The organism is Streptomyces sp. NPDC052107 (assembly GCF_040680215.1).
GTDB lineage: Bacteria > Actinomycetota > Actinomycetes > Streptomycetales > Streptomycetaceae > Streptomyces.
Genome location: NZ_JBFAWG010000002.1, coordinates 166,435 through 182,528 on the forward strand (window position 1 = coordinate 166,435; position 16,094 = coordinate 182,528).

Below are 16,094 nucleotides of genomic sequence, written 5' to 3' on the forward strand. Positions count from 1 at the left end.
GGGGCGCCGCCGACCGGGGTGGCTGATCGACCGGCGCCGCGGCGGAAGGACGATCAGGTCGCCGGTACCTGTGTGCGCAGCAGTGTCTGCAAGCGGGTCGTGCGGGGCTTGGCCTGGATCTCCGCCACCGCCTTCGGCAGGGCCTGCTCCACGCCGTGGACCACGGACAGATGCTGCTCCGCCCGGCCGAAGGCCGTGTACACCCAGGGTCTGCTGAGCGCCTGCGCGGCGTCGCCGGGCAGCACGACGACCGCCGCCGGCCAGCGCGCGCCCACCGCCTGGTGCGCGGTCAGCGCCCAGCCGTGCCGTACGGCGCCCTCCACCCGCTCGCGCGGTACGACCACCGGGGCGCTCGCGCACGACAGATGCAGCCCGTCCGCGTCGGCCTTCACCACCACGCCCGGCACCGTACGGCCCGGAGCGGGGGAGTAGGCGATCCGGTCGCCGGGGTCGAAGCCGCCGAAGCGGCCCGGGCCGGGGTTGAGGCGCTCCTTCAGCGCGGAGTTGAGGGCGCGGGTGCCCGCGGCGCCGCCGTGCCCGGGGGTGATCACCACGGTCTGGTCGGCCGGGACACCGAGAGCCCGCGGCACCGAGTCGGCGACCAGCTGGACGGTCCGGTGCACGGCCTCGGCCGCGTCCCGCACCGGGACGATGACGATCTCCTTGCCCGGAGCGGCGACCTGGTTCAGCTCACCGATGCCGATGCCGGAGACCAGCTCGCCGATCGGGCCCGGGTCGGGGAGGCGGGAGGCGGACTGCGGGCAGACCCGGGCGGCGAGCAGGTCGGCGAAGACCCGTCCCGGTCCGGCCGACCACAGCACCGCCGGGTCGCCGCTGAGCACCAGCCGGGCCCCGTCGGGCAGCGACTCCACCAGCATCGCGGCGCTCTCCACGTCGAGCTGCGGCGCGTCCAGCACGATCAGCAGATCGAGGTCCAGCGAGCCGTCCGCGTCCCGGCCCGGTCCCTCGGCGCCGGACAGCAGACCGGCGACCGTGCCGACGCCGTGCTCCGCCGCGTCCGCGCCCGGCAGCGCGGCGAGGCGGTGGCGTCCGTCGGGCGTGTGGCAGACAGCGAAGGCGCGCAGGCCGGCGGTGTGGGCGGCACCGAGCAGCGCGGCTGGTTCGGCGCGGGCCGCCTCCCCGCCGGTGTGCAGCACCAGGCCGTGCCCGGCGACCGCGCGGACCAGCTCGGCCGCACCTCCGGAGACGGCGCCGACCGCCGCCTGCCAGGCCTGCTCGGTCTCCTTGGACAGCGAGTTGACCAGCCGGGCCAGGCCGTCGGCGAGACTCTCCTCGGCCAGTGCGTACTGCTCCAGGCCGACGAGGACCCGGACCGGCCGCTCCTCCTCGCCCTCGTCCTCGCCCTCCTCCGCCGCCTGAGGCGCGGCGGCTCCCGGTTCCTCCAGGGCGTCCTGGAACGCCAGGGCCTCGCCCTCCGCGAGCGTGCTCCGCACCGCCGCGTCCGGGTCGGGGGCGCCCTGCCGGCCCAGCGCCGCGGTGAGTGTGGGCAGTTCCAGCGCGGTGTGCCCCGCCAGCGCGGCCTGCTCCAGCAACCAGACGGTGAGCGCGCGAGCCCGCCGCTCGTCGCCCGGGCCGCAGGCGGCGCCGAGCAGGGCGCGTGCGAAGCCGTCGGCCTGTTCGGGCCGTACGCCGCCGATCCGCAGCAGGTGCCAGGGGTCCTCGCGGAGCGCCGCGTCGGCGCCCTCGCCGAGTGCCGTGGCCACCTGGGCAGCCAGGGCCTCGGGCGCGCCGCCCTCGGCCAGCACCCGGCGGACGCCCTCCACCGTCTCCGGTGCCGGGGCACTGGTGGTGACGGCGGCCGGGGTGGGCGCGGGCTGCGGCCGGCCTACGGGCTCCGGGGCCGGGCGGCGCGGGGCCGGCGCGGGCCGGGTGAACACGGTGTCCACGGGCTTCTCGCCGCTCTCCACCGCCCGCACCGCCGCGAGCAGGTCGGCCGCCTTGCCACTGAGCCTGGTGCCGCTCTCGATCGTGCCCTTCTTCTCCGCCTTGCGCCGCTCGATCCGCTCCCGCTCGATCCGCTGCGCGGCCAACTCGGCCTCGGCCTCGGACAACTGGGCGGAATCAGTGCCTTCGCCCTCGGGCTTGGACGGCTGCGCGGAGCCGACCGGTTCGCCCTCGGGCTCGGACCGCCGGGTGGAGTCTGCCTCCTCGCCCTCGTCGCCGCTCGTGCCCTCGGCGTCGCTCGCCTCAAGGCCGTTGGCACTGCTCCCCCCGGGCGCGGCCCGCCTGCCCGGGTTCTCGGGCGTGTCCGGCGTCCCCGGCCCGGCTTCCTCCGTGGTCTCCGGCTCCGTGCTCACAGCATGCTCCAGTCGTGATCGGGATAGCGGTGCACGGGCGCCGACACATCGTCCAGCGCCCGGCAGATCTCGTCAGGAAGACTAAGGGCCTCCACTGACAACGCCGCCGTGAGCTGCTGCGCGTTGCGCGCGCCGACGATCGGCGCGGCCACGCCGGGCCGGTCCCGGACCCAGGCGAGGGCCACCTGGAGCGGGGCGACGGCGAGCCCGTCGGCGGCCGTCGTCACCGCGTCCACGATGCGGGTCGCCGTGTCGTCCAGGTACGGCTCGACGAACGGCGCCAGATGCTCGGAGGCGCCCCGCGAGTCCGGGGGAGTGGTGTGCCGGTACTTGCCGGTCAGCACACCCCGGCCGAGCGGGGAGGAGGGCAGCAGGCCGACGCCGAGATCCAGTGCGGCGGGCAGCACTTCCCGCTCCACGCCCCGCTGCAGCAGTGAGTACTCCATCTGTGTGCTGGCCAGCCGGGTGCGGATGCCAGGCGCCGCGAGCTGCCAGGTGGCGGCCTTGGCGAGCTGCCAGCCGCAGAAGTTGGAGACGCCCGCGTACCGGGCGCGGCCGCTGCTGACCGCTATGTCCAGGGCCTGGAGGGTCTCCTCCAGGGGGGTGCCGGGGTCGTAGGCGTGGACGTGCCACACGTCGACGTGGTCCGTGCCCAGGCGGGCCAGGGAGGCGTCGAGGGCGGCGAGCAGATGACCGCGGGAGCCGTCGAAGCGGCGGTCGGGGTCGGGGACGCTGCCCGCCTTGGTGGAGATCACCAGGTCCCGGCGCGGCACCAGGCCGTCCATCAGCTGCCCGAGCAGATACTCCGCCTCGCCGTTGCCGTACACGTCCGCGGTGTCGATGAGGGTTCCGCCGGCTTCCCAGAACGCCTTCAGCATGTCCGCGGCGTCGTGCTCGTCGGTGTCCCGGCCCCAGGTGAGGGTGCCGAGTCCGATCCGGGACACGCGCAGGCCGGTACGGCCGAGATGCCTCTGCTCCATGCGGGCGAGATTACTGGCCAGAACCCGTGTGATGGGTTGCCTGTGGATAACCCGATCGGGGTGTGGAACCGTCTTTTTCAGGTGCCTGGCGCCTGCCCCCGACCGCCGTCCCCGCGCTAAGGTCGCCCCAGCAGAACGTTACTCATGAGTAAGGGGAATCGGCCATGCAGCTCGGGATCAACCTCGGTTACTGGGGTGCCGGAATGGACGGGGACAATCTGGCCGTGGCCCAGGAGGCCGACCGGCTGGGCTTCTCCGTGTGCTGGGCCGCCGAGGCCTACGGCTCCGACGCGGCGACCGTGCTGTCCTGGGTCGCCGCACAGACCGAGCGCATTGACGTCGGCTCGGCCATCTTCCAGATCCCGGCCCGCCAGCCCGCGATGACCGCGATGACGGCCGCGACGCTCGACTCGCTGTCCGGCGGCCGCTTCCGGCTCGGCCTCGGCGTGTCCGGCCCGCAGGTCTCCGAGGGCTGGTACGGCGTCAAGTTCGACAAGCCGCTCGCCCGCACCCGCGAGTACGTGGAGATCGTGCGCAAGGCCATGACCCGGGAGCGGCTGACGTACGAGGGCGAGCACTGGACGCTGCCGCTGCCCGGCGGCCCGGGCAAGCCGATCAAGCTGACCGTGCACCCGCAGCGCGAGCACATCCCGCTGTACATCGCCGCGATCGGCCCGAAGAACCTGGAGCAGACCGGCGAGATCGCCGACGGCGCCCTGCTGATCTTCCCCGCCGCCGAGCACCTGGAGGACACCACCCTGAAGTACCTGCGCGCGGGGCGTGAGAAGGCCGGCAAGACCCTCGACGGGTTCGACGTCTGCCCGACCCTGCCGATCGCCGTCGGCGACGACAAGGACGTCGCCCGGCTCGCCGACACCTTCCGGCCGTACACCGCGCTGTACGTCGGCGGCATGGGCAGCGCCAAGCAGAACTTCTACAACCAGCTCGCCCAGCGCATGGGATACGAGAAGGAAGCCGCCGAGATCCAGCAGAAGTACCTGTCCGGCGACAAGCAGGGCGCCGCGGCCGCGATCCCGCAGGACCTCATCGACAAGACGACTCTGCTGGGTTCCGTCGACCGCATCGCCGACCGGATGAAGGCCTACGCCGCCGCCGGCGTCATCACGCTCAGCCTGTCGCCGGCCGGATTCACCCTGGAGGAGCGGCTCGCCTCCCTGCGGGCCGGCCGCGAGGCCCTGGAGCGCGCCGGGCTGGCCTAGGAAGTTTCAGCGGCCGTGGTGGGGGCTCGGGGGTCTTCCCCGCCACGGCCGTCAACGGGAACAACGCGCCAGGCGCCGCGCGGTTACGACCCTGGCGTTCCTTCTTTCGGCCGAGTCGCCGCACACCCGTGTTGCGGCTCCCTTCTGCCCGCATTTGACTCGTTCTTTGCGGAAACCTGCGGAATTGCCCGCAGAGTGCTGCGGGTCCTGCGGAGAGGTGGCGTCCATGCTGTCGGCCAAGAGTCTGTTCCGGGAGATCCTCGACAACGACGAGTCGTTCCGGCTCTTCTGCTCCATCGCCGCCAGCGGAGAGTCCCAGGGCGGCTGGGAGAACGGGCGGATCGCCGCGCTGGTGCCGCGGGGCGAACGCGCACTGGCGCCCAAGATCGCCCGGCACGGCGCCGACGAGGACAAGCACGGACGCATCTTCACCGCCCTGTTGAAGAAGCGCGGGCTCACCCCCGTCGCCGTACCACCCGAGACCGACTACACGATGCTGCTGGAGCGGCACGGCATCGGCCTCGCCCACGACAAGCTCAGGCGCAACGAGCCGCTCACCGAGCGGGACATCGTCGTCTACCTCTCCCACAGCCGCGTCACCGAACAGCGCGCCGCCGAGCAGATGGGGCTACTGCTCAGGCTGTTCGCCGACCATCCCGAGGTGGGCAGGGCCGTCCGCATGATCTCCGACGACGAGGACAACCACCTCGCCTACACCCATGAGGAACTGCTGCGGTTCGCCGCCGCCGGGCACGGCCGGCTGATCCAGCGCACCCTGCGCGAGTGCGCCCTCGCCGAGATCCGCATCCACCGGGACGTCAGCCTCGCCGTGATGGCCCGTATGGGGTGCATCCTGGGCTGGTCCAGGGCCAGGTACGCCCTGCTCGCCGCCGGCATCCACGCGGTGTACGCCTACGAGCGCCTCGCCGGCTGGCGCCGCATGGTCACCCTTCGCATGCCCGAGCGCCGCGACCCCCTCGGCGGCCCCGCCACCCCCGCCCACGAGTTCGCCTGAGCCGCGGACCCGGGTGACCACAAAGGCCTCACAGCCAGCCGCGGTGCTTGAACAAGCGGTACAGCAGCACCTCCAGAGCCGCCATCGCCAGGATCACCGCCGGATACGCCCACAACCAGTGCAGCTCCGGCATGTGGTCGAAGTTCATGCCGTAGATCCCCGCGATCATCGTGGGGACCGCGGCCATCGCGGCCCACGCGGAGATCTTCCGCATGTCGTCGTTCTGCCGCACGCTCATCTGCGCCAGATGCGCCGACAGCACGTCCGACACCAGCCGGTCCAGGGCCTCCACGGACTCGTTCACCCGTGCCAGGTGGTCGCCCACGTCCCGGAAGAACGGGCGCGCCTTGTCGTGCACGAACGGCACCGAGCCGCCGAGCGGTACGGTGCCGGCCAGCCGGGTCAGCGGCAGCGCCAGCGGGCCGGTGGCCCGCCGGAACTCCAGGATCTGCCGTTTGAAGCCGTAGATCCGGGACGCGGTGCCCCGCGAGCCGCCGCCGTCCGGCAGGAACACCTCCGCCTCCAGCTCCTCCAGATCGGTCCCCAGCTCCGTCGCCACGTCCAGATAGTGGTCGACGACGGCGTCGGAGATCGCGTACAGCACGGCGGTCGGGCCCTTGTCGAGCATCTCCGGCTCCTCCTCCAGCCGGCGCCGTACGGCGGCCAGCGGCGAGCCCTCGCCGTGGCGGACGGTGACCACGAAACAGTTGCCGACGAAGATCATGATCTCGCCTGTCGAGACGGTGTCGCTCCGCGTCTCGTACACGACCGGTTTCAGCACCATGAACAGCGAGTCGTCGTACACCTCCAGCTTGGGCCGCTGATGCGCGTTGAGCGCGTCCTCGACCGCCAGCGGATGCAGCCCGAACTCCCGGGTGACCAGGTCGAACTCCCGCTCGGACGGCTCGTACAGGCCGATCCACACGAACCCGCCCTCGGCCCGCGCCTCGGAGAGCGCGTCGGACAGGTCCTCCGGCCCCTCGGTGCGGTGCCCATGCCGATAGATGGCGCAGTCGACGATCACGGAGCGCATTCTCCCTTCGCCCGTTCACCGGTGCATGTGCTGATACGCCTACCCTGGGCCGCATGCCCACGCTGATCCTCGTCAGGCACGGACGCTCGACCGCCAACACCTCCGGAGTGCTCGCCGGGTGGACGCCAGGCGTCTCCCTCGACGAGCGCGGCGCCGCCCAGGCCGCCGCGCTGCCCGGCCGGCTCGCCGCACTGCCGATCTCCGAAGTCGTCACCAGTCCCCTGCAGCGCTGCCAGGAGACCCTAGGGCCGCTGCTCGAGGCCCGCCCCGGCCTGCGCGTCCACACCGACGAGCGGATCGGGGAGTGCCACTACGGCGACTGGTCCGGCCGCAAGCTCGCCGAGCTCAAGGACGAGCCGCTGATGGAGGTCGTCCAGGCCCACCCGTCGGCCGCCGCCTTCCCCGGCGGCGAGTCCATGCGCGCCATGCAGACCCGCGCCGCCGAGGCCGTACGCGAGTGGAACGCGCGCGTGGAGCGCGAGCACGGCGCCGACGCCGTCTACCTCATGTGCTCCCACGGTGACATCATCAAATCCCTGGTCGCCGACGCCCTCGGACTCCACCTCGACCTGTTCCAGCGGATCTCCGTGGAACCGTGCTCGGTCACCGCGATCCGCTACACCCGGCTGCGGCCGTTTCTCGTTCGCCTCGGCGACACCGGGGATTTCGCTTCTCTCGTCCCGCGCGAGGAACCTGGTGAGGGCGACGCACCGGTCGGAGGTGGTGCGGGCGCACCGTGATCGTCGGCCGCAGTAGGGTGAAGCGATCCACACAGTCGCGTATCCGCGGGCGGCCCGCACCGCTGAAACTCTCGAACCCACTCTCCGCACTCACTCTCAATGGAGACAGGACGTGTCCCGTCAGGTGTTCCTCTACGACCCGCCGGACCGCTTCGTGGCCGGCACGGTCGGACTGCCCGGACGCCGTACGTTCTTCCTCCAGGCCACCGCAGGCTCCCGGGTGACCAGCGTGGCTCTGGAGAAGACCCAGGTGGCCGCCCTCGCCGAGCGCATGGACGAACTGCTCGACGAGGTCGTACGGCGCAGTGGCGGCAGCGCCGCCGTCCCCGCCATGGCGCCCACCGAGATCGCCGACACCGCCCCGCTGGAGACCCCCATCGAGGAGGAGTTCCGCGTCGGCACCATGGCGCTGGCCTGGGACGGCGACGAACAGCGCATGATCGTCGAGGCGCAGGCACTGGTGGAGCTGGACGCCGACACCGAGGAAGACCTCGCCGAGGCCGAGGAGCGCCTGCTCCAGGACGAGGAGAACGGGCCCCCGATGCTGCGGGTCCGGCTGACCGGCGCGCAGGCCCGGGCCTTCGCCAAGCGTGCCCTCGACGTCGTCAACGCCGGGCGGCCGCCGTGCCCGCTGTGCAGCCTCCCGCTCGATCCGGAAGGACACGTATGTCCGCGCCAGAACGGATACCGCCGCGGAGCGTGACGCCCACCGACGCCGCAGCCGACTCGGCCGCCGCCGAGCTGCTCGCGCGGGGTGAGCTGACCGCGCGCGGCCGGATCCGCGAGGCGTCCAACGCCGCACTGTTCTGCACCATCGCCCTCGACGGCCGGGAAGCCTCCTGCATCTACAAACCGGTGGCCGGGGAGCGCCCGCTGTGGGACTTCCCCGACGGCACCCTGGCCGCCCGCGAGGTGGCCGCCTACGAGGTCTCCGAGGCCACCGGCTGGGGGCTGATCCCGCCGACCGTGCTGCGCGACGGGCCCTACGGCGAGGGCATGTGCCAGCTGTGGATCGACGTCCAGGCCGAGGCGGAGCTGCTCGCCCTGGTCGACGCCGAGGAACCGGAGCCGGGCTGGAAGGCGATCGGCCTGGCCGAGGTCGGCGAGGGCCGCACCGCGCTCCTCGTGCACGCCGACGACGAGCGGCTGCGCCGGCTCGCCGTCCTCGACGCGGTGATCAACAACGCCGACCGCAAGGGCGGCCATCTGCTGCCCACCACCGACGGCCGGCTCTACGGCATCGACCACGGCGTCACCTTCAACGTCGAGAACAAGCTGCGCACGCTGCTGTGGGGCTGGGCCGGGGAGCCACTGACCACCGAGGCCGTCGACGTCCTCGGGGGGCTGCACGGGGCCCTGGGCGGGCCGCTGGGCGAACGCCTGACCGGACTGATCACCGCGGCCGAGATCGACGCCACACGCGCGCGTGTCGAGGCGCTGCTCGGCACGGGAGTGCACCCGGAGCCGAACGGCGGGTGGCCCGCCATCCCCTGGCCGCCGGTGTGAACACCGTCAGCACATCGGGCGCCGATGTACAAGACCGCGTAACCGGCCATCGGGCGCGATCCCGTTCGTATACGCGGCGGGCGGCCGGTTAGGCTCATGTACATGCATGCCTGGCCCGCTTCCGAGGTCCCCGCCCTGCCTGGTCAGGGCCGCGACCTGAGGATCCACGACACCGCGACCGGCGGCCTCGTCACCCTCGACCCCGGTCCCGTCGCCCGTATCTACGTCTGCGGCATCACCCCGTACGACGCGACCCACATGGGGCACGCGGCGACCTACAACGCGTTCGACCTCGTGCAGCGCGTGTGGCTCGACACCAAGCGGCAGGTCCACTACGTCCAGAACGTCACCGACGTCGACGACCCGCTGCTGGAGCGTGCGGAGCGGGACGGCGTCGACTGGGTCGCCCTCGCCGAGAAGGAGACGGCCCTCTTCCGCGAGGACATGACCGCCCTGCGGATGCTCCCGCCCCGGCACTACATAGGCGCCGTCGAGGCGATACCGGGCATCGTTCCCCTCGTGGAGCGGCTGCGCGAACTCGGCGCGGCCTACGAGCTGGACGGCGACATCTACTTCTCCGTCGAGTCCGACCCGAACTTCGGGAAGGTCTCGAACCTCGACGCGGCCGCCATGCGGCTGCTGTCCGCCGAGCGCGGTGGCGACCCGGACCGCCCGGGGAAGAAGAACCCCGTTGACCCGATGCTGTGGATGGCGGCCCGCGAGGGCGAGCCCAGCTGGGACGGCGGCTCCCTCGGCCGGGGCCGACCCGGCTGGCACATCGAGTGCGTGGCCATCGCCCTCGACCACCTCGGCATGGGCTTCGACGTCCAGGGCGGCGGCTCCGACCTCGCCTTCCCGCACCACGAGATGGGCGCCTCGCACGCCCAGGTGCTCACCGGCGAGTTCCCCATGGCCAGGGCCTACGTCCACGCCGGCATGGTCGCCCTGCACGGCGAGAAGATGTCCAAGTCCAAGGGCAATCTGGTCTTCGTCTCCCAGCTCCGCAGGGACGGCGTCGACCCGGCCGCCATCCGGCTCGCCCTGCTCGCCCACCACTACCGCGCCGACTGGGAGTGGACCGACCAGGTCCTCCAGGACGCCGTGGCCCGCCTCGCCCGCTGGCGCGCGGCCGTCTCCCGCCCCGACGGCCCGCCCGCCGACACCCTGGTCGAGGAGATCCGCGAGGCCCTGTCCAACGACCTGGACGCCCCCGCCGCCCTCGCGGCGGTGGACCGCTGGGCGGCCCGGCAGGAACAGGAGGGCGGCACCGACACGGGCACCCCCGGCGTCGTCACGCGTGCTGTGGACGCGCTGCTCGGGGTGGCTCTCTAAGCAGCGCGAGCGGGAGCGCCCCGTAAGGGGCGCGGGGAACCGCGCGACCAGCCACGACGGGCCGTCAGACGCGCGACGGCATATCGCGGCGCCCCATAGCGCATCGGCAACGCAAAGAAGGGGCGCTTCCCGAACACGGGAACCGCCCCTTCGCCGTACCCTCAGTCCTCCGAGCCGTCCTCGTCGTCTTCCTTGCCCCCGCCGCCAGCCGCCGGAGGCCTCTGCTTCCCGCCCGGAGGGCCCACGTCCCGGCGCCGCAGATACCGCTCGAACTCGCGGGCGATCGCCTCACCCGACGCCTCCGGCAGCTCCGCGGTGTCCCGGGCCTCCTCCAGCGTCTGGACGTACTCGGCGACCTCACTGTCCTCCGCGGCCAGCTGGTCCACGCCCACCTGCCAGGCACGCGCGTCCTCGGGCAGCTCGCCCTGCGGGATGCGCAGGTCCAGCAGGTCCTCCAGCCGGTTGAGCAGCGCCAGCGTCGCCTTCGGGTTGGGCGGCTGGGAGACGTAGTGCGGTACGGCCGCCCACAGCGACACCGCCGGGACGCCGGCGTGCGTGCACGCCTCCTGCAGGACGCCGACGATGCCCGTCGGGCCCTCGTACTTGGTCTCCTCCAGGTCCATCCGCTGGGCCAGGTCCGGGTCGGAAGTCACCCCGCTGACCGGCACGGGACGCGTGTGCGGGGTGTCACCGAGCAGGGCGCCCAGGATGACCACCAGCTCCACGCCCAGCTCGTGCGCGAAGCCGAGCAGCTCGTTGCAGAACGAACGCCAGCGCATGGACGGTTCGATGCCGCGGACCAGCACCAGGTCGCGCGGCTTCTCGCCGCCGACCCGCACCACCGACAACCTTGTCGTCGGCCACGTGATCTTGCGCACACCGGCGTCCATGAACACCGTGGGGCGGTTCACCTGGAAGTCGTAGTAGTCCTCGGCGTCCAGCGCCGCGAAGACCTCGCCCTTCCACTCGCGGTCCAGATGCGCGACCGCCGTGGAGGCGGCGTCGCCGGCATCGTTCCAGCCCTCGAACGCGGCCACCATGACTGGGTCGATCAGCTCGGGAACCCCCTCCAGCTCGATCACCCAGTGCCTCCTTCCGACGTGCCCTCGCTTGACTCACCAACCTTACGGCTTCCGGCGGGGGCGCCCGCAGCCCCCTTGCGTGGGCCAGTGACCGGATCACTGCCCCGTTCGCCCTCGCGGAACACCCCCCGTCAACCGGGAGCCCGGACGGATCCGCACAGGTGATTCACCGCTTTCGCGGGGTGCCGCGAAGCACTTTCGCCGGGTGCCGCGGAGCATTTTCACAGCGTGCTGCGCAGCCACTGCTCCACGCTCGCGATGTGCACGGTCGCCCAGGAGCGGGCCGCCTCCGCGTCCCGGTCGCGCAGCGCGGCCAGGATCGCCCGGTGCTCGCGCAGGGTGCGGCCGACGGCGTCCTCCTGGGTGAGGCCCCGCCAGATCCGGGCCCGTGTGGTCGGCCCCGACAGGCCGTCCAGCAGCGAGCACAGCACAGAGTTGCCGGCGCCGCGCACGATGCCGCGATGGAACTCCAGGTCGGCGGCGACCAGCTCCTCCACCGAGGGTTCGTGACCGAGGGCGTCCAACTGAGCGGACAGCGCGTTCAGTTGCTGTTCGCTGATCCGGAAGGCGGCCATCGCGGTCGCGGCCGGCTCCAGGATCCGGCGCACCGCGAGGAACTCCAGGACGGTGTCGTCGCGGTGGAAGTCCACGACGAAGCTCATCGCCTCCAGCAGCAGTTGCGGATCGAGGCTGGTGACGTACGTGCCGTCGCCCTGCCGCACATCCAGGATCCGGATCAGCGACAGCGCCCGCACGGCCTCCCGCAGCGAGTTCCGCGACAGTCCCAACTCGGCGGCCAGCTCGCTCTCCTTGGGCAACCGGTCCCCGGGCCGCAGCGCACCGGAGACGATCATGCCCTTGATCTTCTCGATGGCCTCATCGGTGACTGCCATGACGGCCTCCCTGTCGCCCCGCCCGGTGACTCAGACATCGGATGTCTCAGGCACATTATGCGGGCGGCGCGTCGAACCACTCCCTGCCGTCCGCCCAGTGCCGCACCCAGCCGGCGAAGCCGGGTTCGGCCGTGGTGTGCCCGAACTCCGCGCCGAACGGGGCCGCGCCCTCACCGGTGATCAGCCATATGTGGCCGCGGTGGGGGCCGCTCACGATCAGGTGCCAGTCCATGCCGCAGCCGTCCGTGCCCAGCACGATCGAGCCGTCGCGGGCGACCTGCTCGATGACGGCGTCCGGCTGCTCGTATCCCCCGTCGTCGTCCTCCCACAGCCACATCCGGGTGAGGGGGAACGGCTCGCCCAGGCGCTGCTTGCCGCCGCCCTCGGCCAGTCCGACGAGCCCGAACTCGCAAGGCCCCTGGTACGACCCGTCCGTCACCTCCGCCACGAACGTCCGGTACGGCTCCGGCAGCACCACCCCGTGCTCCGCCTCGAAGGCGCGCACCGCCGCCCAGCCCAGCGCCGACTCACCGCCGTCGTCGACGCCGAACGCCTCCCGCAGGAGCGCGACTTCACCGGGATCCACCTGATCACTGTTCATGCCACCAGGGATACCACCGGGCACTGACAACGCCCGAACAGGTGAGAGGGGCGGCTCCATCGGCGGAAGCCGCCCCTCGCACGGGGCCGGACCCGGTGCGGCGGGGTCCGGCACCGCGGCGGCGGCCGGTCCCGGTCAGGGCAGGAGCGGACCGGCCGCCACCGAGGCCTACTTCTTGTCGAGCAGGTCCTGGACCCCCGCGCGGACCTCGTCCGTGGCCAGGCCCCGGATGGTCAGCGTGGTGCGGCGGCGCAGCACGTCGTCCGCGGTCTCGGCCCACTCGTGGTCGCGGGCCCAGACGACCTGCGCCCAGATCTCCGGCGCGTCGGGGTGGACGCGCTCGGCCAGCTCCGGGTTCTCGTTCGCCAGGCGGGCGATGTCGAAGGCCAGGGAGCCGTAGTGGGTGGCCAGGTGCTTGGCGGTGTCGGCGGCCATGCGCGGGCCCGGAGCCGGGCGGTCCACGAGCAGGCGGTGGGCGACGGCGCGCGGGTTGGCGACACCGGGCAGCGGCAGCTTCTTCGGCAGCGAGGAGATCGGCTCGAAGTCGTCGCCGAGCGGGTGACCCGGCAGCGCCTCCAGCTTCTTCATCACCGTGCGGCCGATGTGCCGGAAGGTGGTCCACTTGCCGCCCGCCACGGACAGCATGCCGCCCTTGCCCTCGGTCACCACGGTCTCGCGCTTGGCCTTGGCCGTGTCACCGGGGCCGCCCGGCAGCACGCGCAGGCCCGCGAAGGCGTAGGTGATGAGCTCGCGCCGCAGCTGCTGGTCGCGGACGGAGAACGCGGCCTCGTCCAGGATCTGCGCTATGTCCTTGTCGTTGACGGACACGTCCGCCGGGTCGCCCTCGTACTCCTCGTCGGTGGTGCCGAGCAGCAGCATGTCCTCCCAGGGGAGGGCGAAGGTGATGCGGTACTTGTCGATGGGGGTCGCGAGCGCGGCCTTCCACGGGGACGTCCGCTTCAGGACCAGGTGCGCGCCCTTGGACAGGCGGATGGACGGCGCCGCGCTCGGGTCCTCCATCCGGCGCAGGTGGTCGACCCAGGGGCCGGTCGCGTTCAGCACCAGGCGGGCGTTCACCCCGAACTCCTCGCCGGAGACCCGGTCCTTGAGGTCGGCGCCGGTGACGCGGCCGTTGGTGAAGCGCAGCCCGCTGACCTCGGCATGGTTGAGGACGACCGCGCCCGCCTCGACGGCCGCGCGGACCGTCATCAGCGCCATGCGGGCGTCGTTCATCTGGTCGTCGCCGTACACGGCCACGGCCTTGAGGTTCTCGGTGCGCAGCTCGGGCACGTCCTGCGCCGCCTTGGCGGGGGAGAGCAGGTGGCCCACGCCGTCACCGAACGCGGAGAGCGCGGAGTAGGCGAAGACGCCCGCGCCGAGCTTCGCCGCGCCGTGCGGCCCGCCCTTGTACACGGGGAGGTAGAAGGTGAGCGGGTTCGCCAGGTGGGGGGCCACCTGGCGGGAGACCGCACGGCGCTCGAAGTGGTTCTCCGCCACCAGCTTCACCGCGCCGGTCTGCAGGTAGCGCAGACCGCCGTGGAGCAGCTTGGAGGAGGCGGAGGAGGTGGCACCGGCGAAGTCGCCGGCGTCGACCAGAGCCACCCTCAGGCCGGACTGCGCGGCGTGCCAGGCGGTGGAGATGCCCAGGATGCCGCCGCCGATCACCAGAAGGTCGTACGACGCCTTGGAGAGCTGCTCCCTGGTCTCGGCCCGGCTCGGGTTGGAGCCGGAGGCCGGGTGCGTCCCCAGGGCAGGCACGGAACTCAGGGTGGACTGACTGGTCATGTCGGGTACTTACTCCTCGTCAGAGATGTCCGAGCTGTCTGGGCAGCTCAGCTCTCGTCCTCGATCCAGCCCATGGTCCGGTCGACGGCCTTGAGCCAGTTCTTGTACTCACGGTCGCGGGTGTCCGCGTCCATCTGGGGGGTCCACTCGGCTGCCCGGCGCCAGTTGGCGCGCAGTTCGTCGGTGCTGGACCAGAAGCCGACGGCGAGGCCGGCGGCGTAGGCGGCGCCGAGGCAGGTGGTCTCGGCGACCATCGGGCGCACCACGGGCGCGTCCAGAACGTCGGCGAGGGTCTGCATCAGCAGGTTGTTGGAGGTCATGCCGCCGTCGACCTTCAGAGCCACCAGCTCGTCGCCGGAGTCCTTCACCATGGCGTCGGCGATCTCCCGCGTCTGCCAGGCGGTGGCCTCCAGGACGGCGCGCGCGAGGTGCGCCTTGGTCACGTACCGGGTCAGACCGGCGATGACACCGCGGGCGTCGGAGCGCCAGTGCGGGGCGAACAGACCGGAGAAGGCCGGCACGAAGTAGGCGCCGCCGTTGTCCTCGACCGAGAGCGCGAGCGTCTCGATCTCGGCGGCGGTGGAGACCAGGCCCATCTGGTCGCGCATCCACTGCACCAGAGATCCCGTGACGGCGATCGAGCCCTCCAGGGCGTAGACCGTCGGCTGGTCGCCGATCTTGTAGCCGACCGTGGTCAGCAGACCCGCGTAGGAGTTGATGATCTTGTCACCGGTGTTCATCACCATGAAGGTGCCGGTGCCGTAGGTGGACTTGGTCTCGCCCTCGGAGAAACAGGTCTGGCCGAACAGGGCCGCCTGCTGGTCGCCGAGCGCGGAGGCCACCGGGATGCCGCCGAGCAGCTCGCCGAGCTTGCCGCCGGTGACCTCGCCGTAGACCTCGGCGGAGGAGCGGATCTCGGGCAGGATCTGCAGCGGCACGCCGATCGACTCGGCGATCTTCTCGTCCCACTGCATCGTGTGCAGGTTCATGAGAAGGGTGCGGGAGGCGTTGGTGACGTCGGTGACGTGCTTGCCGCCGTCGACACCGCCGGTCAGGTTCCAGATGACCCAGGTGTCCATGGTGCCGAAGAGGATGTCGCCGGCCTCGGCGCGCTCCTTCAGGCCGTCGACGTTGTCGAGCAGCCAGCGGGCCTTGGGTCCGGAGAAGTACGAGGCCAGCGGCAGGCCGGTCTCGCGCCGGAAGCGGTCCTGGCCGACGTTGCGGCCCAGCTCCTTGCACAGGGCGTCGGTGCGGGTGTCCTGCCAGACCAGGGCGTTGTAGACGGGCTCACCGGTGTTCTTGTCCCACAGCACGGTGGTCTCGCGCTGGTTGGTGATGCCGATGGCCTTGATGTCGTCACGGGTGATCCCGGCCTTGGCGATGGCCCCGGCGACGACTTCCTGGACGTTGGTCCAGATCTCGTTGGCGTTGTGCTCGACCCAGCCCGGCTTGGGGAAGATCTGCTCGTGCTCCTTCTGGTCGACGGAGACGATACGGCCGTCCCGGTCGAAGACGATGCAGCGGCTGGAGGTGGTGCCCTGGTCGATCGCGGCGATGAACGGGCCTGCGGTGTGGGCGTCGGTCACTGT

At 72.0% G+C, this 16,094-nt stretch carries 14 protein-coding genes; 6 read left to right on the forward strand and 8 right to left on the reverse strand.

All coding sequences use genetic code 11. From position 1 onward, the window contains the following. Nucleotides 1-53 precede the first annotated feature (53 nt). Together AB0M27_RS02670 and AB0M27_RS02675 are read right to left on the reverse strand one after the other, a co-directional pair. A complete protein-coding gene (locus tag AB0M27_RS02670; RefSeq protein ID WP_365717161.1) occupies nucleotides 54-2,318 on the reverse strand; it encodes a helix-hairpin-helix domain-containing protein in 2,265 nt (754 codons plus the stop codon). Further along, on the reverse strand, nucleotides 2,315-3,298 hold the full coding sequence (locus tag AB0M27_RS02675; RefSeq protein WP_365717163.1) for an aldo/keto reductase: 984 nt from the start codon (nucleotides 3,296-3,298) through the stop codon (nucleotides 2,315-2,317). Before AB0M27_RS02675 ends, AB0M27_RS02670 begins: the two co-directional genes overlap by 4 nt. A 164-nt stretch (nucleotides 3,299-3,462) precedes the next feature. Here AB0M27_RS02675 and AB0M27_RS02680 point away from each other — a divergent pair, with 164 nt between their 5' ends. Beyond that, nucleotides 3,463-4,518 carry an LLM class F420-dependent oxidoreductase gene (locus AB0M27_RS02680; RefSeq protein WP_365717165.1) on the forward strand — a complete coding sequence of 352 codons (1,056 nt, stop codon included), beginning with the start codon at nucleotides 3,463-3,465 and terminating at the stop codon, nucleotides 4,516-4,518. 226 nt (nucleotides 4,519-4,744) lie between these two features. Then, the gene (locus AB0M27_RS02685; RefSeq protein ID WP_365717167.1) at nucleotides 4,745-5,533 is read left to right on the forward strand and encodes a ferritin-like domain-containing protein; all 789 of its coding nucleotides are present in this window, start codon (nucleotides 4,745-4,747) and stop codon (nucleotides 5,531-5,533) included. A gap of 28 nt (nucleotides 5,534-5,561) precedes the next feature. On the opposite strand, the gene corA is transcribed toward AB0M27_RS02685, so the two are convergent. After that, a complete protein-coding gene (corA, locus tag AB0M27_RS02690; RefSeq protein ID WP_365717168.1) occupies nucleotides 5,562-6,557 on the reverse strand; it encodes a magnesium/cobalt transporter CorA in 996 nt (331 codons plus the stop codon). 62 nt (nucleotides 6,558-6,619) lie between these two features. On the opposite strand from corA, the gene AB0M27_RS02695 reads away from it, so the two are divergent. The 4 genes from AB0M27_RS02695 to mshC all read left to right on the forward strand — a co-directional run bounded on the left by AB0M27_RS02695 (nucleotide 6,620) and on the right by mshC (nucleotide 10,144). Further along, a complete protein-coding gene (locus tag AB0M27_RS02695) occupies nucleotides 6,620-7,306 on the forward strand; it encodes a histidine phosphatase family protein (protein ID WP_365717170.1) in 687 nt (228 codons plus the stop codon). A gap of 112 nt (nucleotides 7,307-7,418) precedes the next feature. Beyond that, a complete protein-coding gene (locus AB0M27_RS02700; RefSeq protein ID WP_365717172.1) occupies nucleotides 7,419-8,009 on the forward strand; it encodes a DUF3090 domain-containing protein in 591 nt (196 codons plus the stop codon). Continuing rightward, nucleotides 7,973-8,812 (forward strand): SCO1664 family protein, encoded by an 840-nt coding sequence (locus AB0M27_RS02705; RefSeq protein WP_365717174.1) that lies wholly within the window; start codon nucleotides 7,973-7,975, stop codon nucleotides 8,810-8,812. Before AB0M27_RS02700 ends, AB0M27_RS02705 begins: the two co-directional genes overlap by 37 nt. A 102-nt stretch (nucleotides 8,813-8,914) precedes the next feature. Beyond that, nucleotides 8,915-10,144, forward strand: a complete 1,230-nt coding sequence (gene mshC, locus AB0M27_RS02710) for a cysteine--1-D-myo-inosityl 2-amino-2-deoxy-alpha-D-glucopyranoside ligase (protein WP_365717176.1) — start codon at nucleotides 8,915-8,917, stop codon at nucleotides 10,142-10,144. 161 nt (nucleotides 10,145-10,305) lie between these two features. Here the strand turns inward: mshC and AB0M27_RS02715 are convergent, their stop codons facing one another. The 5 genes from AB0M27_RS02715 to glpK all read right to left on the reverse strand — a co-directional run bounded on the left by AB0M27_RS02715 (nucleotide 10,306) and on the right by glpK (nucleotide 16,091). Next, nucleotides 10,306-11,226 (reverse strand): PAC2 family protein, encoded by a 921-nt coding sequence (locus AB0M27_RS02715; protein WP_365717178.1) that lies wholly within the window; start codon nucleotides 11,224-11,226, stop codon nucleotides 10,306-10,308. Nucleotides 11,227-11,447: 221 nt separating this feature from the next. Next, nucleotides 11,448-12,119 carry a FadR/GntR family transcriptional regulator gene (locus AB0M27_RS02720; RefSeq protein WP_365717180.1) on the reverse strand — a complete coding sequence of 224 codons (672 nt, stop codon included), beginning with the start codon at nucleotides 12,117-12,119 and terminating at the stop codon, nucleotides 11,448-11,450. 55 nt (nucleotides 12,120-12,174) lie between these two features. Beyond that, nucleotides 12,175-12,720 (reverse strand): SMI1/KNR4 family protein, encoded by a 546-nt coding sequence (locus AB0M27_RS02725; protein WP_365717182.1) that lies wholly within the window; start codon nucleotides 12,718-12,720, stop codon nucleotides 12,175-12,177. Between the two features lie 168 nt (nucleotides 12,721-12,888). After that, a complete protein-coding gene (locus tag AB0M27_RS02730) occupies nucleotides 12,889-14,505 on the reverse strand; it encodes a glycerol-3-phosphate dehydrogenase/oxidase (RefSeq protein ID WP_365717184.1) in 1,617 nt (538 codons plus the stop codon). 47 nt (nucleotides 14,506-14,552) lie between these two features. Further along, the gene (gene glpK, locus AB0M27_RS02735) at nucleotides 14,553-16,091 is read right to left on the reverse strand and encodes a glycerol kinase GlpK (protein ID WP_365717186.1); all 1,539 of its coding nucleotides are present in this window, start codon (nucleotides 16,089-16,091) and stop codon (nucleotides 14,553-14,555) included. Nucleotides 16,092-16,094: the final 3 nt, after the last annotated feature.